Raw genomic sequence first — 17,598 nt, 5'->3', positions numbered from 1 at the left:
ACCGGCGTCGCCGTGCCGGTCAGAGCCCGTCGAGGAGACCTTCGAGGTCGCGTTCCCCCTCGCGGGTCTGCACGCCGGCGGCGAGCTGGCGGTGGGCGGACGCGACCATGTCCTCGGTGAACAGCGAGTACAGGGCGGCGTTCTCCACGGCGTAGGCCTCGTGGGGGATCTTCGGCGCGATGGTCTCGACGGTGGCCTTGATCGCGGCGACGACCTCGGGGCGTAGGCGGGCGATCCGGCGGGCCAGCCGGTCGACGAACGCGTCGATCTCGTCGGCGGGCAGCGCCCGGTTGACCAGGCCGTACCGCTCGGCCAGCTCGGCGTCGACCAGGTCGGTCCCGAGCAGCACCTCCAGCGCGCGTTCCCGGCCGAGCAGCCGGGTCATCAGCACGGTGCCACCGCCGCCGGGGAGGATGTCCATGACGGCTTCCGGCTGCGCCTGACCGGACCGGCCGATGGCCGCGAAGCGCAGGTCGAGCGCCATCAGGAACTCGTTGCCCGCGCCACGGGCGAAGCCGGCGATCTTGCCGATGGTCACCTGCGGCAGCCCGCGCACCTCGTCGGCAACGGCCTGGAGGATGTTCATGCCGTCCGGGACGGGCGCGTCCGGCGCGGCGGCGATCGCGGCGGCGGTGGCGGCGGGCAACGCCGCTGGGTCGGTCAGGTAGGCCATGTCGCCGTGTGCGCTGAAGAACTCCGGGTCCGCGCTGTCGAACACCACGACGCGCACGCCGGTGTCGTGGCGCACCCGGTTGACGAAGCCGCGCAACGACGGCACCAGCACACCGTCCATCAGGTTCAGCGGCGGGTGGTCGAGCGTGGCGGTGGCGATGCCGTCGGCCACGGAGATCCGCAGCCCGGTCAGGTCGTCGTAGGTCATCTACACTCCTGCGATAAGTGGGGAGCTTCCCCGGATGCGAGTATGTGGGGACACTCCCCACTTTGTCGAGGAGGAGTTGCGTTGGCTGGAACACGCCCTCTTCGCGCTGACGCCCAGCGCAACCGTGACGCGATCCTGGCCGCCGCGCGGGAGACGTTCGAGGCGGAGGGAGTGCTCGCCTCGCTCGACGCGATCGCGTTGCGCGCCGGCGTCGGCAACGCCACCCTCTACCGGAACTTCCCCACCCGCGACGACCTGGTGGCCGCCGTCATCGAGGGCTTCTACGCCCGTGCGCTGGCCGAGGCCGACGAGCTGTCCCGTGCACTGCCTCCGGCCGAGGCACTGGCCGAGTGGCTGGTGCGGGTGGGCTGGGGACTGCGGATCTGGCACGACCTGCCGGTGTGCCTCGCGACCGCGCACGACGACGACAGCTCGGCGTTGCACTCCGCGAACGCACCGCTGGTGGAACGGGTCGGGGTGCTGCTGGACGCGGCAGAGGAGGCAGGGCAGGTGGCGGGGGAGATCAGCGCCGACGAGGTGTTCGAGCTGGTGCTGGCGCTGTCCTGGGCCATCGACCGGTTCGGGGACGACGAGGAGAAGGCGCGGCGGCGGGTGGTGATGGCGACAGCGGGGATCTTCCGGTGGCCGGAGGCCGGCCGCGGCTGAGGTCAGCTCGCCCGGCGCAGCAGCCGGTGGATGCGGCGCACCGCGGCCAGCCGCTCCTCGCCGTTGAGCGCGAGCGCGCGCACGACCGGGTCGTCGGGGCCACGACGCCGGCGGATCTCCGCGAGCCGGGCCTCGACCGTGATCGCGTGGCCGTCGGGGCAGGTGGACATGTCGGCGTACCAGAGCGCGTCGCGCAGCCGGCCGCGTTCGTCGGGGAACTCCGCCAAGGCGCCGGCCAGGCCGGTCAGCTCGGCGACGGCGGCGGCACCGGAGTGGTGGGCGACGAGACCGCACAGCAGCGGGGACATCCCGGCGCGGCGCAGGTAGCGGGCGCCGTCGACCGGGTGCAGGCCCGTATCGGCCAGCTCGGAGGCGTAGCCGATGTCGTGCACCCAGGCGGCCGCCACCAGCAGGTCCCGCTGGCCTGCGGGCAGGACGCGGGCCACCTGCTCGGCGCGGCGGGCCACGCCGGCGGTGTGCGACCAGCGGCGGGGGAGCTCGGTGGCGAGCAGGCGGCGGGCGGTGTTGCGGGCCCAGGCCGACAGCCACGTGCCCGGCAGCTCCGGTGAGCCGGAGGAGAAGCCCTGCGCGGAGGCCCGCACCGAGCGCTCCACCAGCAGCGGGACGTAGTCGCGCACGCGCGCGCCGCCGAAGCGGGCGATGGCGCGTTCGACCCACTCGTGCACCAGGCTCGGTGGCACCTCGTCGTGGTCGCGGACCAGCCGCGCCTCCAGCTGCCTGATCCGCTCGGCCACCTGATGCCCGGTCGCAGGTGACGTGGTCGTCAGCACACCGACCACCGTAACCCACGGACCGCCGATCGCCGATGATCCAACCGGTCGCTCCGCCGCGCTCTCACTCCGCGTTGACCTTTCGGCCTCGTACGGTGTCGCAAAGTAGTGGGAAATGCGTGTTTCAAACTAATTCAGATCGCTGACCTGGAGCAAAAGAAAAACTTCCACTTTCGAGTGAACCGGCACCCGTGGGGAACCGAATGCCTCGATGACAGGTGCTGATTCAGCGAAAGGGGGTGATACGCATGAAATCAACATGTTCCACAACGCTGCGGCGAACTCTGGGAGTGGCCGGGTTCCTCTTGGGATTCGGCTTGCTCTCGGCGGGAGTGGCGAATGCCGACGAGAACGACTCGGGCTTGCTGGACGCGCTCGTGTCCCCGGTGGCCGAGGTGGTGGCGCCGATCGCCCAGGTGACCACACCGCTGCTGACACCCGTGGTCGACACCGCGGCGCAGACCCTGGACCCGGTGCTGGAGCCGCTGCGGCCCGTGACCGCGCCGGTGCTCGCCCCCGTGGTGGGCGTGGTGCGGGACGCTCCACCTCCGCAGGTCGTGGAACCGCTGGTGCCACTGCCATCGGCCCCGCCGGAGGTGGTCGCACCCGTGGTGCCGGCCGTTGTTCCCGAGGCGCCCGCGGTGGCGCTGCCCCAGCAGGTCGTGCCGGCGAAGGCCGAGCAGACCTCCGCGCCTGACGTGGCGCCACCGGCCCAGACGCCAATCCAGATGCCGGTCCAATTGCCGGTCCAGTCGCCGGAAGGGCAGTCGCCCGCTGTGCCGCTCGCTTTGCCCGGCACGACGGGATCGGCGTCGTCGAGCGGATCGACGGGCACCGCCGTCTCGGACCTCCCGGCTCTTTCGGGAGTGCACCCGGACAACGCGTCGCCGATTGCGAGTGGAAAACAGCAGTTCCGCGGCTCGTGGTGTTATTACTACGGCCGAAATCATCCCAGCTGAGCAGTCCCGCCGACCAAGCCGACCAGATCACCAGCTTGATTGACGGGAAGGTTCGACATGCACAGCTCTGTGCGACGCGGTCTCGTGGCCGCAGCGTTCTCGGGAGGATTCCTCCTGTTCGGAACAGCGATGGCCAGCGCCGACACGGGTGACCACGGTCTCCTGGGCGGGGTGAACGACATCGTGAGCTCGGTCGTCAAGGGCGGCAACGGCGGTGACTCGGGCAACGGCGGCAACGCCACCAGCTCGAACACCGCGCGGTCCGGCAACTCGGGCAACTCCGGGAACTCGGGTGCCACCGGCGGCAACAGCGCCTACGGGCTCTGTGTGCTGGCGGAGTGCCACACGAACGTGAGCTCGGGTGACTCCGGGAACACCGGTGCCACGGGTTCGACCGGTGACGCTTCCAATCACAGCAACACCGTGGGCGGAAAGTCCGGCGCCGCGGGCAACGGGGGCGACGCCACCGCCACGGGTCGTGCGCGGAACACCTCCGCGACCGCCGGCAACGGTGGTGACTTGGGTCAGGGCGGCAACGCCACCAGCTCGAACAACGCCACGTCCGGCAACTCGGGCAACTCCGGGAACTCGGGTGCCACTGGCGGCAACAGCGCCTACGGGCTCTGCGTGCTGGCGGAGTGCCACACGAACGTGACGTCGGGCGACTCCGGCGACACGGGTGCCACCGGTGCGACCGGGGACGCGGCCAACCACAGCAACACCGTGGGCGGCAACTCCGGTGCCGCGGGCAACGGGGGCGACGCCACCGAGGGTCAGAAGTGGGGCCACCACAGCAAGTCCGGCTCCACCAAGGCCACCGCGGGCAACGGCGGCAACTCGGGTGACGGTGGCAACGCCACCAGCTCGAACAACGCCACCACCGGCAACTCGGGCAACTCGGGCAACTCCGGTGCCACCGATGGCAACACGGCGGTCGTCCGCACGATCGGGTCCGAGCGGGGCCACGGCTGGTCCTGGGACAGCACGAAGTCCTGGACCGCGGTGACGTCGGGCGACTCCGGCGACACGGGTGCCACCGGTGCGACCGGGGACGCTGCCAACCACAGCAACACCGTGGGCGGCAACTCCGGCCCGGCCGGTGACGGCGGCGACGCGTGGGCCGTGACCGAGCAGAAGAAGTCCTGGAACCACCACGGCGACAAGTGGGGCCACCACAGCAAGTCCGGCTCCACCAAGGCCACCGCGGGCAACGGCGGCAACTCGGGTGACGGTGGCAACGCCACCAGCTCGAACAACGCCACCACCGGCAACTCGGGCAACTCCGGGAAGTCGGGTGCCACCGGCGGCAACACGGCCGTGGTGAAGAACGAACAGCCCGGCCACCGCGGCGACAAGTGCCACGGGTGGAAGGGCCACGACTGGAAGCACGGCTGGACGAACCACGGCACCCAGTCCTGGATCGAGGTCAGCTCGGGCGACTCCGGGAACACCGGTGCCACGGGTTCGACCGGTGCCGCGACCAACCACAGCACCACGGTCGGTGGCCACTCCGGTCCCGCGGGCGACGGCGGCGACGCCACGTCCTGGGCGCACGGGAAGCACTCCGTGAAGGCGTGACCACCAGGTGATCACGAGGCGGGGTCGGCTCAGGCCGGCCCCGCCGCTGTGTGCGCCGGGCAGTTCCGCCGACCGTGAGAGCGTTCTCATCGAATTCGACCCAGCGGTGTCCGAGGCCGAGTACGTTGGCGCACATGGCACACGTGCACGCGTTGACGCTGTACCCGATCAAGGGGTGCGCCGGTGTCGCCGTGGACCGGGCAGAGCTCACCCCGGCCGGGCCGGCGGGCGATCGGCTGTTCGCCGTCGTGGGGGTGGACGGGTCGACCCAGTGGCAGGGTGAGCTGCCGCGGCTGGCCCTGGTCCGCGGCCGGGTGCTGCGCGGGGGCGCGGAGCTGGAGCTCAGCGCACCCGGCGCCGGTGAGCTGGTGCTGGCCGTCGTGACGGGTGGCGCCACCCGGCCGGTGGCGGTGGAGAAGTGGCCCGACGCCGGGATCGACCAGGGCGACGAGGCGGCCGCGTGGCTGTCCGAGGTCGTCGGCAAGCCGGTCCGCCTGGTGCGGGAGCCGGACAGGGCCGCTCGGGCCGCCGCGGGCACGGACCCGACCGCGGTGCACGTCCTCTCACTGTCCTCAGTGGACGACCTGAACGCCCGGATCGCCGAGCGCGGCGGGAACCCGGTGGCGCTGCAGCGCTTCCGGCCCAACGTCGTGGTCAGCGGCTGGCCGGAGCCCTGCACCGAGGACAGGGCCGAGCGGATGGCCGTCGGCGGTGCGGAGCTCGGCTTCGGCGAGCTGGCCGTCCGGTGCGTCGTCACGCTGGTCGACCAGGACGAGGGCGTGCGGGCCGGACCGGAACCGCTGCGCACGCTCGCGACCTACCGCCGTGGACCCGACGGCGTCGTCTTCGGCCTGAAGGCGGCCGTGTTGCGGCCCGGCACCATCGCCGTCGGCGACGACGTCACGATCACCGGCTGGCGCTGACGTTCAGCGCACCCGGCCGAGCCCGCGCCGGGCCGGTTTGGGTGCGGGTTCGTCGTCGGACTCGACCGTCGGGCTGATCCGGTCGTACTCCGCCAGCCAGCCCGTGGCCCGGTGGTCACCGCGGCGGGTGAACACCGCGGCACCGGACGCGGCGCCCAGGTCGGGGTCGCCCTCGTCCACGACCGGGTAGCCGATCTCCGTGGTGGCCCTGGTGATCGTCACCGCGGTGCGCTTGCGGCCGGTCCACGCGACCGCCGCCGCGCCCGCGATCCCGGTGACCGCAACGCCTTGCGCGCTCACCGTCAGCACCGCCGACGTGGTCCGCTCGCGCAGCAACGCGGTGTAGGACGCCTGGTCGAGCTGGCAGTGCGCCGGTGGCCGGCCGGGGGCCCAGTCCGGTGCGCGCACACCGCGGCTGACCGCCGAGCGCCACATGCCCGGCACGAGTTCCTTGGCGTGCGCGCGGGTCGCCATCTGCTCGCACATCCACAGCAGGCGGCCCGCGCCGCGGCCGGGAGTGCAGGAACGCCACCGCACCCGCCGGTCCAGGTCCGCCGACACGATCGCCACCCATGGGTGCACGGTGCCCAGATGTCCTTGTGCCGCGAGCCAGGCGAGGTAACGTGGTGCCTGCTCCAGCACCGGGTGCAGGGAGCCCAGCGGGATGCCCGCGACGGCCCGGCGACCGCGGCCCGCGAACAGCTCGGGTGAGCGGGCCACGAGCAGCAGCGCCGCCCACGCCAGGTCACCGCGCTGGACGTTCGCCGACGAACCCAGGCCCTGCACGGCGGTGGTGTCGGTGATCCGCGAGGTGCGGCCGCGGGCCCGGATCGCGGTGGCCACGGCCGGGCGGTTGGCCTCGGCGACCGGTGCGTCGGCCAGCTCGGGGACGGTCACGCCGAGCACGCACGTCAGCGCTTCCTCCGCCGTGTCGGCGTCCTCCGGTGCCGGCAGCAGGCCGAGCACCTGCCGCAGCCGGGCGCCGGTGTAGGTGGAGACCATCAGCTGCGCGGTCAGCCGGCCGAGGTCGGTGACCGTCAGCGTGGTACCGCGCTGCGCCAGGTAGTCCTTCTCGACGAGGAACGCCACGGCGTCGTGCACCGGTTCGACGTCCTCGTCGCCTTGGGCGAAGGCCAGCGTCTGCCGCCACCACGCCTCGGCCTCGACGACCGTGGTGATGCGGCCCTGCAACACCTCGGCGAGCACGTGGTCGGCCAGGCTGTCGTAGATCTGCGAGTAGACGGCGTACCCGGCCATGAGCCGCCGCTGCCAGTCCGCGCGCTCGGTCTCGTCGGTCACGAGGTACGCCCAGCCCTCGGTCTCGCCGGCGCCGACGCGACCGGCCCGGCCGAACATCTGCATGACCGTGGCGGTGTCCATCGGGTCGGTGCCGATCTTCGTGTCGCGCACGACCACGGCGCGGGCCGGCAGGTTCACGCCCGCGGCGACCGTGGTCGTGGCGACCAGCACGTCGGCCTCGCGCGCCCGGAACGCCTGCTCGGCCGCGTGCTTGCCGTCCCAGTCGGCGTAGTGCAGCCGCACCCCGACCTCGGCGCACACCGTCTCCAGCTTGTCGAAGTCGGTGGGCCCCACCAGGTGCACCGGCGCACCGCGCTCGGCGGCGATCATCAGCGCGGTCGAGCGGACCTTCGGCTTCGACCCGCAGAACACCAGCACGCTGCCCTTGTCGGCGGTGTGCCGCTGCACGAGCTCCGCCACCGCCTGCTCGCGCATCCGCGACGCCTCGGCGTGCCGGGAGGTGGCGGGCAGCATCGGCAGCTGCCAGGTGAGCCGCGACGGCCGCCAGGTCGTGGTGACCAGCTCGCCCTCCAGCCAGTCCGCGACCTCCTGGGCGTTGGCCACGGTCGCCGACAACCCGACGATCCGCACCGGCGACTCGGCCCCGCGCACCCGTGCGAGCAACGCCTCCAGCAACGCACCGCGGCCCGCGCTGCCGAGCAGGTGGATCTCGTCCACGACCATGCAGCCGACCTCGGCGAGCGCCGTCTGCAGCGACGACGCCCGGCAGATCGCCTCGAACTTCTCCGTGGTCGCCACCCACAGGTCGGCGGCGCGCACCCGTTCGACGTCGACGGTGTACTCGCCGGACAGCCGTTCGACGCGCAGCCCCTGCCCGCGCCACGTCTCCAGCTCGCGGTCCAGCTCGTCGGTCAGCGTCCGCTGCGGCACCAGCCACGCCGCCTTGCGCCCCTCTTCGAGGATGCTGCGCAGCACCGCGAGCATCCCGACCACCGTCTTGCCCGCACCGGTCGGCGCCGTGACCACCACGTGCCCGTCACCGTCCACAACGGACGGGCAGGCCTGCGCCTGCGCGGGGTTCAGCGTCGAGTAGGGCAGGAACCGCAGCCAGTCGCGCGGCACCAGGTCAGCCGCGGGCACCGGTCGTGGTTCGGTGGCGCGGTCGACCGGCTCGTGCAGGTCCCACAGCAGCTCGAACGCGTCCCGCGCCGCCCGTGCACCGGCGTCGGTGAGCGGCGCCGTCGGTTCGGCGACCATGCCCGCCATCCCGGTCAGCGACGGCGTCACCCGCAACGGCCCCAGCGCGTCCTCGTCGACCGAGCTGACCCACTCCTCCTCGACCCAGTGCGGCACCGCGCGGAACGGGACCCTGGCGGCGCTCAGCCGGGCGCGCAGGTCCGCAAACCCGTCCGCGTCCGGGAACACGACGCGGACGTCGGTGCCCTCCGGCAGCCGCGGCACGGTCAGGTCCGGGTCGACCGTCTTGCACCAGAACAGCATCCGGTGCTCGGTGACGTCCTCGGCCGGGGCCAGCGGCACCGCGACCGGGTGGCTGCGCTCCTCCGCGCCGTCGGCGTCGGCGAGGATGCGGCGGATCTTCGCCGCGATGACCGTGGTCGACGTGCGCCGCGGGGGAGGGGCGATCGGCTCCGGGGCGATCGGCTCCGGGGAGATCGGCTCTGTCGCCACTGGTTCGGGTGGCGCGGGCGGCTGCGGTGCCGGTTCCGCGCGCTTCCCGGCGGGTTTTCCGGCGGGTTCTTCGGCGGGCTTTTCGGTGGGCCGAGGGCGTTCCACGACCGGTGCCGCCCGAGGCTCCGGCGGTGCGGGCCTGGTCCACTGCTCGACGGCCAGCTTCGACAACCGCTCGTCGTCGGCGAGCCGCCGGGCCACCGCCTCCGGCCGCAGCTCGCCGAGCACCGCGCGCTGCGCCAGGTGCAGGTCGCTCAGCTTGAACGACGCCGGGCACCCCGGACATACCACCGCCGCCTGCAGCCGCGGTTTGCCGACGTTGCCCGCCACCCGGTACAGCCCGTGCAGCTCGCCGGAGCACCGCGGGCACGGCCGGTCGATCGGGTGGGGCGAGGGCTGCCAGCCAGGTTCCGCGTAGCGCGGGATCGCGGGTGCCGGCTCGACGCCCCAGAGGCGGCGAGCAACACCGGCGACGGACGTGTCGCGGCCGGAGCGGTCATCGGCGTCAGTCATGCACCAGTACCTGTACGAGGTGAAAAACGCGACGATACAGCGAGCGGACCCGCCGGGGCGGGGAGCGGCGGACGGCAGCGCAGCGTGTCCGGTCGTAACGGTCCGTGACCACCTCGGTAAGGTGGCGGCGTGAACGGTGTCAGGACCCGGTTCGCCGTGCTGGGAACCATCGAGGCGCGGTCCTGCGACGGGCCGCTCGACCTGGGCCCCGCGATGCAGCGCAAGGTGCTCGCGGTGCTGCTGGTCGGGGCGGGCGAGGTCGTGCCGGTCGACCAGGTCGTCGACGCGGTGTGGCACGACGACCTGCCGCACCGGGCGCGGGCCACGCTCTACACCTACGTCGCCCGGCTGCGGCGCGTGCCGGGCGTGGTGATCGTGCGGCGGCCGGGTGGCTACCTGCTCGACGTCGCACCGGACCACGTCGACGTGCACCGGTTCCGCGCACTCGTGCGGCAGGCCCGCGACCTGCCCGACGACGCGGCGGCAGGGCTGCTCGCGGAGGCGCTCGGGCTGTGGCGCGGCGAAGCGTTCGACGGCGCCGACACGCCCTGGTTCGCCGCGCAGCGCGCCGTGCTCGCGGACGAGCGGTTCGCCGCCCGGTTGCTCGGCACGGACATCGCGTTGCGGCGGGGCGGGCACAGCGCGCTGGTGCCCGAGCTGATGGCGCTGGTCGCCGAGCGCCCGCACGACGAGCGGCTGACCGGGCAGCTGCTGCTCGCTCTGTACCGGGACGGGCGGGCGGCGGAGGCGTTGCGGTGCTACGAGGACCTGCGCGTGCGGCTCGCCGAGGAGCTGGGCGTCGACCCGTGCCCCGAGCTGCGGCGCCTGCACCGGCAGATGCTCACCGACGACGCCGCGCTCGCCCTGGTCACGCCGCCTGCGGTGCCGCGCCAGCTGCCGGCGCCACCGCCCGCGTTCGTCGGGCGGGAGGGGGAGCGCGCCGAGCTGGACGGCGTGGCCGGCGGGGTGGTCGTCGTCGGCGGGCCCGGCGGGGTGGGGAAGACCTCGCTGGTCCTGCGCTGGGCGCACGACCACGCGCACGCGTTCCCGGACGGCCAGCTGCACGTGAACCTGCGCGGCTTCGACCCGTCCGCGCCGCCCGCCGCGGCCGGTGTCGTGCTGCGCGGGTTCCTGGGCGCGCTGGGCGTGCTGCCCGAGCGGATGCCCGACGACCTCGACGCCCGCAGCGCGCTGTTCCGGGAACGGGTCGCGGGACGGCGGGTGCTGGTCGTGCTCGACAACGCGCTCGACGAGGACCAGGTCCGGCCGCTGCTGCCCGGCGGGACCACCTGCCTGGTGCTGGTGACCAGCCGCAACCGGCTGACCGGACTGGTCGTGGCCGAGCAGGCCCGGCCGGTCACGGTGCCGGTGCTCACCGACGACGAGGCGGCCGCGCTGCTGACCCAGCGGCTCGGTGCGGCGCGGGTCGCGGACTCGGGCGCGGTGCACGACCTCGTCCGGCTCACGGCCGGGCTGCCGCTCGCGCTGTCCGTCGTCGCGGCACGGGCGCTGGCGCACCCCGCGTTCGGGTTGGGGGTGCTGGTGACGGAGCTGCGCGACGAACGCAGCCGCCTCGACGCGCTCGACGCCGGGGACCCGGCGTCGAGCGTGCGGGCCGTGCTGTCGTGGTCCTACCACCGACTCTCGCCCGCTGCCGCCCGGTTGTTCCGCCTGCTCGGCGCCCACCCCGGCCCGGACGCCGACCTGGCCGCCGCGGCCGCGCTCGCCGGTGCCGACCCCGGCGTCGTTCGGCCGTTGCTCGCGGAGCTGACCAGGGCGCACGTGCTGGACGAGCCCGCGCCGGGCCGGTTCGCCTCGCACGACCTGCTGCGCGCCTTCGCCCGTGCCGAGGCCGCGCCGGAGGAGACCCGGCAGGCGCTGAGCCGGGTGCTCGACCACTACCTGCACACGGGTTTCGCGGCCGAGCGCCACCTTTCGCCGCACTGGCCGCCGATCGACCTGGCCCCGCCGTGCGACGGCGTGACGCCGTTGCCGATCGACTCCTACGACGACGCGGTCGAGTGGTTCACCGCCGAACGCCCGGTGCTGCTCGCCGCCACCGCTCTGGCCGCGCGGTCCGGCTGGGACGTGCACGCCTGGCAGCTGGCCTGGGTGCTGTCGACCTTCCTGACCCGCATCGGCCAGTGGGACGACCGGGTCGCCACGCAGCGCACCGCCCTCGCCGCCGCACACCGGCTGGGCGACCGCACGGCACTGGCCGAGGTGTCGCTGCTGCTCGGCCGCGGCACCAGCGTCGCGGGCGACCAGCCGCGCGCCGTCGAGGAGCTCACCGAGGCGCTGACGTCGTTCCGCGCCGTCGGCAACGACACCGGCGCGGGCATCGCGCACTTCTCGCTCAGCGTCGCCCACGCCCGCGGCGCCGAGCCCGCCGCGGCACTGGAGCACGCCCGGCGGGCGCTGACCCTGTTCCGCGCCACCGGCGACCGCGCGTGGGAGTCGTTCAGCCTCAGCGCGGCCGGGTGGTTCCACGCACTGCTGGGCGACCTCGACCTCGCGGTCGAGCACAGCCTCGCCGCGTTGCGGTTGCAGGACGAGGTGCACGACCGCGACTGCGAGGCGCACACCCGGCGCACCCTCGGGTTCGTGCAGCAGCAACGCGGCGACCACGCCGCCGCCGTCAAGCACCACCGGCGCGCCTGCGCGTTGTTCCGCGAGCTGGGCGACTCCTACAGCGAGGCCGTCACGGCCGACCAGCTGGGCGACGCGCTGACCGCCACCGGCCATGCCGCGGAGGCGGTGGAGGCGTGGCAGCGGGCCGAGGCGTTGTTCGACGCGCTGGACCTCCCGGAGGCGCACGCGGTGCGCGAGAAACTGGCGCGCGTTCTTCCGTGAACCCCGACACCGCAGGTCACGGCGGTGCGGCGGAGCAAGATCGACCAGTGCCGTGTGGAGTCAGGCACCAGTGACATAGGTTCGTGCCGTGAGCATCTACGACATCCCCGTTTCCACGCTGTCCGGCGAACCCGGCGACCTGGGCCCCCTGCGCGGCAAGGTGCTGCTCGTCGTGAACGTCGCCTCCAAGTGTGGCCTCACGCCCCAGTACGCGGGCCTGGAACGGTTGCAGGGCAAGTACTCCGACCGCGGGTTCAGCGTGGTCGGCTTCCCCTGCAACCAGTTCGGCGGCCAGGAGCCCGGCTCGTCGGAGGAGATCGCGACCTTCTGCTCGGCCACCTACGGCGTCTCGTTCCCGATGTACGAGAAGGTCGACGTCAACGGACCCGGCCGCCACCCCGTCTACACGGCGCTCACCGAGCACGCCGACGCCGACGGCACCGCCGGTGACGTCCAGTGGAACTTCGAGAAGTTCCTGCTGTCCGCTGACGGGCAGGTGCTGGCCCGGTTCCGGCCGACGACCGAGCCCGAGTCCGAGGCGGTCACCTCGGCCATCGAGGCGGCGCTGGAGCTGCGCGAGTCCTGACGCGCCGCGGAAGCGGTGCGGTCACGGCCGGGCCGGCTCGCGTTCCACCACCGGCGCACCCGTCTTCGCCACGACCTCCTCCACCGGCACGCCCGGAGCGAGCTCGACGAGGTGGAACGCCCCGTCGGCGACGTCCAGGACGGCCAGATCGGTGATCACGCGGGACACGACCCCGCGGCCGGTCAGCGGCAGCGAGCACGACTCGACCAGCTTCGGCTCGCCCTTGCGGGTGGTGTGCTCCATGAGGACGATGACGCGTCCGGCGCCGCTGACGAGGTCCATGGCGCCGCCCATGCCCTTCACCATCGCGCCGGGCACCATCCAGTTGGCCAGGTCGCCGTGCGCGGAGACCTGCATTCCGCCGAGCACGGCGGTGTCGATGTGGCCGCCGCGGATCATGGCGAAGCTGGTGGGGGAGTCGAAGAACGACGCGCCCGGCAGCACGCTCACGGTCTGCTTGCCCGCGTTGATCAGGTCGGGGTCGACCTCGTCGTCGTAGGGGAACGGGCCGACGCCGAGGATGCCGTTCTCGGCGTGCAGCGTCACGGCCGAGCCCGCCGGCAGGTGGTCGGGGATCAGCGTGGGCAGGCCGATGCCGAGGTTGACGTACTCGCCGTCGCGCAGTTCGAGCGCGGCCCTGGCGGCCATCTCGTCGCGGGTCCAGGCCATGTCAGTTCGCCTCCGGGCGGGCGCGGGTGGTGCGCTTCTCGATGTCCTTGCGAGCGGCCTGCTCCGGGGTGAGAGCGACGACGCTCTGCACGAACACGCCCGGCAGGTGCACGTGGTCGGGGTCGATCTCGCCGACCTCGACCACGCGTTCGGCCTCGACGACGGTGAACCGGCCCGCCATCGCGGCCGCGGGGTTGAAGTTGCGGGCGGCGGCGTGGAACACGCAGTTGCCCGCGCGGTCGGCGACCGCGGCCCGCACGAGCGCGGCGTCGGTGACGATCGACTCCTCCAGGACCATCTCCCTGCCGTGGAACGTCCGCACCTCCTTGGGCGGTGAGACGACCGCGACGGTGCCGTCGGCGTGGTAGCGCCACGGCAGGCCGCCCTCGGACACCAGCGTGCCGACCCCGGTGGGGGTGTAGAACGCGCCGACGCCGGAACCGCCCGCGCGCAGCCGTTCCGCGAGCGTGCCCTGCGGGGTGAGCTCGACGGTCAGCTCGCCGGAGAGGTACTGCCGGGCGAACTCCTTGTTCTCCCCGACGTAGGACGCGATCACCCGGCTGATCCGGCGGTGGTCGAGCAGCAGCCCGAGACCGGCACCGTCGACACCGCAGTTGTTGGACACGATCGTGAGGTCGTCGGCGCCCTGCTCCAGCAACGCCTCGATGAGGAACCACGGGATGCCGGCGAGCCCGAACCCGCCGACCGCGACGCTGGCCCCTGACCGGATGCCGGCGACCGCCTCCGCGGCTGAGCCGACCACCTTGTCCAGGCTCATGACCGCACCGCCTCGAAGACGGCGGCGAGACCCTGCCCGCCGCCGATGCACATGGTCTCCAGCCCGTAGCGGCTGTCCCTGCGCTGCATCTCGTGCGCCAGGGTGGCGAGGACGCGCGCCCCGGTGGCGCCGACGGGGTGGCCGAGGGAGATGCCGGACCCGTTGGGGTTCAGCCGTTCGTCGGCCGGGTCGAGCTTCCACTCGCGCAGGCAGGCGAGGACCTGGGCGGCGAACGCCTCGTTGAGCTCGATGACGCCGACGTCGTCGAGGGTGAGCCCGGCGCGGTCGAGCGCGGCGGCAGCGGCGGGCACCGGACCGATGCCCATGACCTCGGGCCCGACGCCCGCCACGGCCCACGACCTGAGCGCGAGCAGGGGGCGCAGCCCGCGCTTCTCCGCCTCGGCGCGCGTGGTGACGACGCACAGCGCGGCGCCGTCGTTCTGCCCGCTGGCGTTGCCCGCCGTGACCGTCGACTCGGGGTCGATCTTGAGCCGCACCGGCCGCAGCTTCGCCAGGTCCTCCAGCGTGGTGTCCGGCCGCGGGTGCTCGTCGCGGTCGACGACCACGTCACCCTTGCGGTGCGGGACCGTCACCGGCACCAGCTCGTCGGCGAACCGGCCCGCCTCCTGCGCCGCGCCCCACCGCTGCTGCGAGCGCACCGACAGCTCGTCCTGCTCCTCGCGGGAGATGCCGTACTCGCGGCGCAGGTTCTCCGCGGTCTCCAGCATGCCGCCGGCCACCGGGTGGAACCGGCCACCGGCCGTCTCGCGTGCCCGCACCAGCCGGTCCATCAGTTCGACGCCGCCGCTCTTGACGCCGGTGCGCAGCCCGAGCGCGTAGTGCTCGACCTGCGACATCGACTCGGCACCACCGGCCACGACGACCCGCGCGGCACCGGTCGCGACCTGGCCCGCCGCGTACAGCACGGCCTGCAGCCCCGACCCGCAGCGCCGGTCGACCTGCACACCCGGCACCCCGACGCCCAGCCCGGCGTCGAGCGCGGCGATCCGGCCGATCGCGGGTGACTCGCCGTTCGGGTAGCACTGCCCGAGCACGACGTCGTCCACGTCGCCCTCGCCCAGCCCGGTGCGGCGAACCAGTTCCTTCAGCAGGGTGGCCGCCAGGTCGGTGGCGCTCAGCGGTGCCAGAGCGCCGCCGAACCTCCCGACCGGTGTGCGGAGGGGCGCGCAGATCACGACGTCGGTCATGCCCTCGACGCTAGATCGTCACGTCCATATCTGGAAATACTCATTTCACGTCGGCTGAGACTCTGTGAGTATCAATGCGTGGAACTCCGCCATCTGCGCTACTTCGTCGCCGTCGCCGAGGAACGGCACTTCGGCCGGGCCGCCGAACGCCTGCACATGGCCCAGCCGCCGCTGTCGCAGCAGATCCAGCAGCTGGAGGCGGAGCTGGGCGTGACCCTGCTGCGCCGCACCACCCGCAAGGTCGAGCTCACCCGTGCCGGCGCCGTCTACCTGGACCGCGCCCGCGCCGTGCTGGCCGCCGTGGACGACGCCGGTGCCGAGGCCCGCCGGGTCGCCGCCGGGCTGGAGGGGCGGCTCGTCGTCGGCTGCGTCGGCTCCGCCACCTACAGCCTGCTGCCCGCCCTCGCCCGCACCCTGCGCGAGGAGCTGCCCGACGTGGACTTCGCGTTCCGCGGCGAGATGCTCGCCCCCGACCAGGTCGAGGCGCTGCTGGCCCGCACGATCGACCTCGCCCTGCTGCGCCCGCCGGTCGACCACCCGTCGGTGCGGCTGAGCACGGTCCGCCGCGACCGCCTGATCGTCGCACTGCCCGAGGGTCACCGCCTGGCCCGCCGCCGCCGGTTGGGCATCGCGGACCTGGAGACCGAGGACCTGGTCGTGCACGCCTCCGGCGGCCGGTCGGTGATGCACGGGATCGTCGCGCGGCTGTGCCGTGCCGCCGGGTTCGAGCCGCGGGTGCGGCACGAGGTGTCGGAGACCTCGACCCTGGTCACGTTCGTGGCGTCCGGTCTCGGGGTGGCGGTGGTGCCGGAGCCGGTGGCCGAGCTGGGCGTCACCGGCACGGTCTACCGGCCGTTGACCGGGGAGCACCGCATCGACCTCGCCGCCGCCGTACGGGTGGACGACGACTCGCCGGTGCTGGCGCGAGCGCTTGCGGTGCTCGGTGAGCTGACCCGGCAGGCCTGAACGCGACCGTCACGTTCTCCGCCCGGCGGACGATCCTGGAGGTGTGGTCCCTGGGAGGAGAGGTCAGTCTGATGAGCCGGTCCGATGTGGACGTGCACGTGCTCGGCGACGACAGCGCGCCGGTGGTCGGTGAGGTGGAGCGGATCTGCGCTCACGCCGACCCGGTCGTCCGCAACCTGCAGATCACCCACTGCTACCACCGGTTGTCGCGGGCGCTGGCCGCGCGCACCGGCGGGGGCGCGAACTGGTGCACCTTCGCGGTGTGGGCGTCGAAGCAGGTGGGGCAGTCGATCCGGCAGGAGGACCTGGCGCGCACGGTCGAGCGGCTGCTCAAGGCCTCGCCCGAGGTGGCCGCCGGTGTCGACCTGGTGGTGCGCGGGCTGCGGCGGGGTGTGCCGCGGGAGGTGCTGGAGCACGCCCACGGGGTGGTGCGGAAGGCCGTGCTGACGACCGCGCGGCTCGACGACGTCGGTGCCGCGGCGGCGCGGGGCAACCTCAAGGTCTTCGAGGAGGTCGCACGGGAGTTCGCCCGGTTCCTGGCCGGGTTCAGCGGCGGTGCGGACGAGCCGATCGGGGAGTTCCGCGACTCGTTGCGGTCCGGTGAGCCGCCGGAGGGGCAGCGGTACCTGCGCCAGGCCTTCGGCCGGTACCACCGGGCGATGACCACCGGCGACCCCAAGCAGCGCGCGGAGTTGCTGCTGCTGGCCAACATCGAGGTCGGCCTGCACGAGCAGACGCGGTTGCAGCCGGAGATCGCCGCCGCGATGCAGGCGCCCGTGGTCGACCCCCGCGAGCTCGAACGGCGGCTGTTCGAGCTGCTGCTGCCCGGCAACCGGGTGGTGCGGTGGCTGCGCAAGGCGGTGTTGTTCGTGCTCGGCCGCCGGACCGTCGTGCGCATCGCCACGGAGCAGCTGGCCGACCAGGCGCGTGCGGTGGTCCGGCGTGCGGTGACCCGGCACCTGATGACGCTGGCGCTGCCCGGTGGTGAGGTGCTCGACCTGAGCGACGACCTGCCGGCCGTGTTCCCTCCGCTGCTGGCGGAGCCGGCCGACCCGGAGCTGCTGGCGTTGCTCGCGCAGGTCGACCCGACACCGGACAGCCTGCGTGACACGGCCGCGCGGGACTGGGCCGACCTGCCGGACCGGATGCACTACATCGCCGACATGTTCCGTTGCCACGCGGTGCGCGACGACCTGCTCGGCGCGCCGTTCACGGCCGAGCAGGTCGAGGCGCTGACCTCCGGGCGGCGCCCCGGCGGCCCGCTCTGACCCCCTGCTCC

General features: G+C 73.4%; 14 protein-coding genes. 8 read left to right on the top strand and 6 right to left on the bottom strand.

The genetic code is table 11. The features are described 5' to 3' along the window. Positions 1–19 precede the first annotated feature (19 nt). Positions 20–880 carry an enoyl-CoA hydratase/isomerase family protein gene (locus ACZ7CF_RS29525; RefSeq protein ID WP_470371090.1) on the bottom strand — a complete coding sequence of 287 codons (861 nt, stop codon included), beginning with the start codon at positions 878–880 and terminating at the stop codon, positions 20–22. 81 nt (positions 881–961) lie between these two features. On the opposite strand from ACZ7CF_RS29525, the gene ACZ7CF_RS29520 reads away from it, so the two are divergent. Further along, positions 962–1,546, top strand: coding sequence for a TetR/AcrR family transcriptional regulator (locus ACZ7CF_RS29520; protein ID WP_470371089.1), 585 nt, complete (start codon positions 962–964; stop codon positions 1,544–1,546). A gap of 2 nt (positions 1,547–1,548) precedes the next feature. On the opposite strand, the gene ACZ7CF_RS29515 is transcribed toward ACZ7CF_RS29520, so the two are convergent. After that, on the bottom strand, positions 1,549–2,337 hold the full coding sequence (locus ACZ7CF_RS29515; RefSeq protein WP_470371088.1) for an HD domain-containing protein: 789 nt from the start codon (positions 2,335–2,337) through the stop codon (positions 1,549–1,551). A 332-nt stretch (positions 2,338–2,669) separates the two neighbouring features. Between ACZ7CF_RS29515 and ACZ7CF_RS29510 the strand changes: the two genes are divergently transcribed. From ACZ7CF_RS29510 to ACZ7CF_RS29500, 3 genes are all read left to right on the top strand, one after another. After that, the gene (locus ACZ7CF_RS29510) at positions 2,670–3,296 is read left to right on the top strand and encodes a hypothetical protein (protein WP_470371087.1); all 627 of its coding nucleotides are present in this window, start codon (positions 2,670–2,672) and stop codon (positions 3,294–3,296) included. Positions 3,297–3,425: 129 nt separating this feature from the next. After that, positions 3,426–4,874 (top strand): hypothetical protein, encoded by a 1,449-nt coding sequence (locus tag ACZ7CF_RS29505; RefSeq protein WP_470371086.1) that lies wholly within the window; start codon positions 3,426–3,428, stop codon positions 4,872–4,874. A 134-nt stretch (positions 4,875–5,008) separates the two neighbouring features. Next, the gene (locus ACZ7CF_RS29500) at positions 5,009–5,797 is read left to right on the top strand and encodes an MOSC domain-containing protein (protein ID WP_470371085.1); all 789 of its coding nucleotides are present in this window, start codon (positions 5,009–5,011) and stop codon (positions 5,795–5,797) included. Between the two features lie 3 nt (positions 5,798–5,800). On the opposite strand, the gene ACZ7CF_RS29495 is transcribed toward ACZ7CF_RS29500, so the two are convergent. Beyond that, the gene (locus tag ACZ7CF_RS29495) at positions 5,801–9,259 is read right to left on the bottom strand and encodes a DEAD/DEAH box helicase (protein WP_470371084.1); all 3,459 of its coding nucleotides are present in this window, start codon (positions 9,257–9,259) and stop codon (positions 5,801–5,803) included. Between the two features lie 129 nt (positions 9,260–9,388). On the opposite strand from ACZ7CF_RS29495, the gene ACZ7CF_RS29490 reads away from it, so the two are divergent. Both ACZ7CF_RS29490 and ACZ7CF_RS29485 read left to right on the top strand, forming a co-directional pair. Beyond that, positions 9,389–12,112, top strand: coding sequence for an AfsR/SARP family transcriptional regulator (locus ACZ7CF_RS29490; RefSeq protein WP_470371083.1), 2,724 nt, complete (start codon positions 9,389–9,391; stop codon positions 12,110–12,112). A gap of 88 nt (positions 12,113–12,200) precedes the next feature. Beyond that, positions 12,201–12,698, top strand: coding sequence for a glutathione peroxidase (locus tag ACZ7CF_RS29485; protein WP_360393191.1), 498 nt, complete (start codon positions 12,201–12,203; stop codon positions 12,696–12,698). A 21-nt stretch (positions 12,699–12,719) separates the two neighbouring features. Here the strand turns inward: ACZ7CF_RS29485 and ACZ7CF_RS29480 are convergent, their stop codons facing one another. From ACZ7CF_RS29480 to ACZ7CF_RS29470, 3 genes are read right to left on the bottom strand one after another with little or no spacing between them, the layout of a single operon-like run. Then, the gene (locus ACZ7CF_RS29480) at positions 12,720–13,367 is read right to left on the bottom strand and encodes a CoA transferase subunit B (protein ID WP_470371082.1); all 648 of its coding nucleotides are present in this window, start codon (positions 13,365–13,367) and stop codon (positions 12,720–12,722) included. A gap of 1 nt (position 13,368) precedes the next feature. Continuing rightward, positions 13,369–14,145, bottom strand: a complete 777-nt coding sequence (locus ACZ7CF_RS29475; protein ID WP_470371081.1) for a CoA transferase subunit A — start codon at positions 14,143–14,145, stop codon at positions 13,369–13,371. Further along, a complete protein-coding gene (locus ACZ7CF_RS29470; protein WP_458431510.1) occupies positions 14,142–15,353 on the bottom strand; it encodes an acetyl-CoA C-acetyltransferase in 1,212 nt (403 codons plus the stop codon). Before ACZ7CF_RS29470 ends, ACZ7CF_RS29475 begins: the two co-directional genes overlap by 4 nt. 78 nt (positions 15,354–15,431) lie before the next feature. Between ACZ7CF_RS29470 and ACZ7CF_RS29465 the strand changes: the two genes are divergently transcribed. Beyond that, positions 15,432–16,319 (top strand): LysR substrate-binding domain-containing protein, encoded by an 888-nt coding sequence (locus tag ACZ7CF_RS29465; RefSeq protein WP_458431511.1) that lies wholly within the window; start codon positions 15,432–15,434, stop codon positions 16,317–16,319. 71 nt (positions 16,320–16,390) lie between these two features. Then, on the top strand, positions 16,391–17,587 hold the full coding sequence (locus ACZ7CF_RS29460) for a hypothetical protein (protein WP_470371080.1): 1,197 nt from the start codon (positions 16,391–16,393) through the stop codon (positions 17,585–17,587). Positions 17,588–17,598 lie beyond the last annotated feature (11 nt).

It is taken from the genome of Lentzea sp. NPDC036955 (assembly GCF_055608005.1).
The sequence above is the reverse complement of the archived record's forward strand: the minus strand, read 5'-3'. Positions and strand labels throughout refer to the sequence as shown.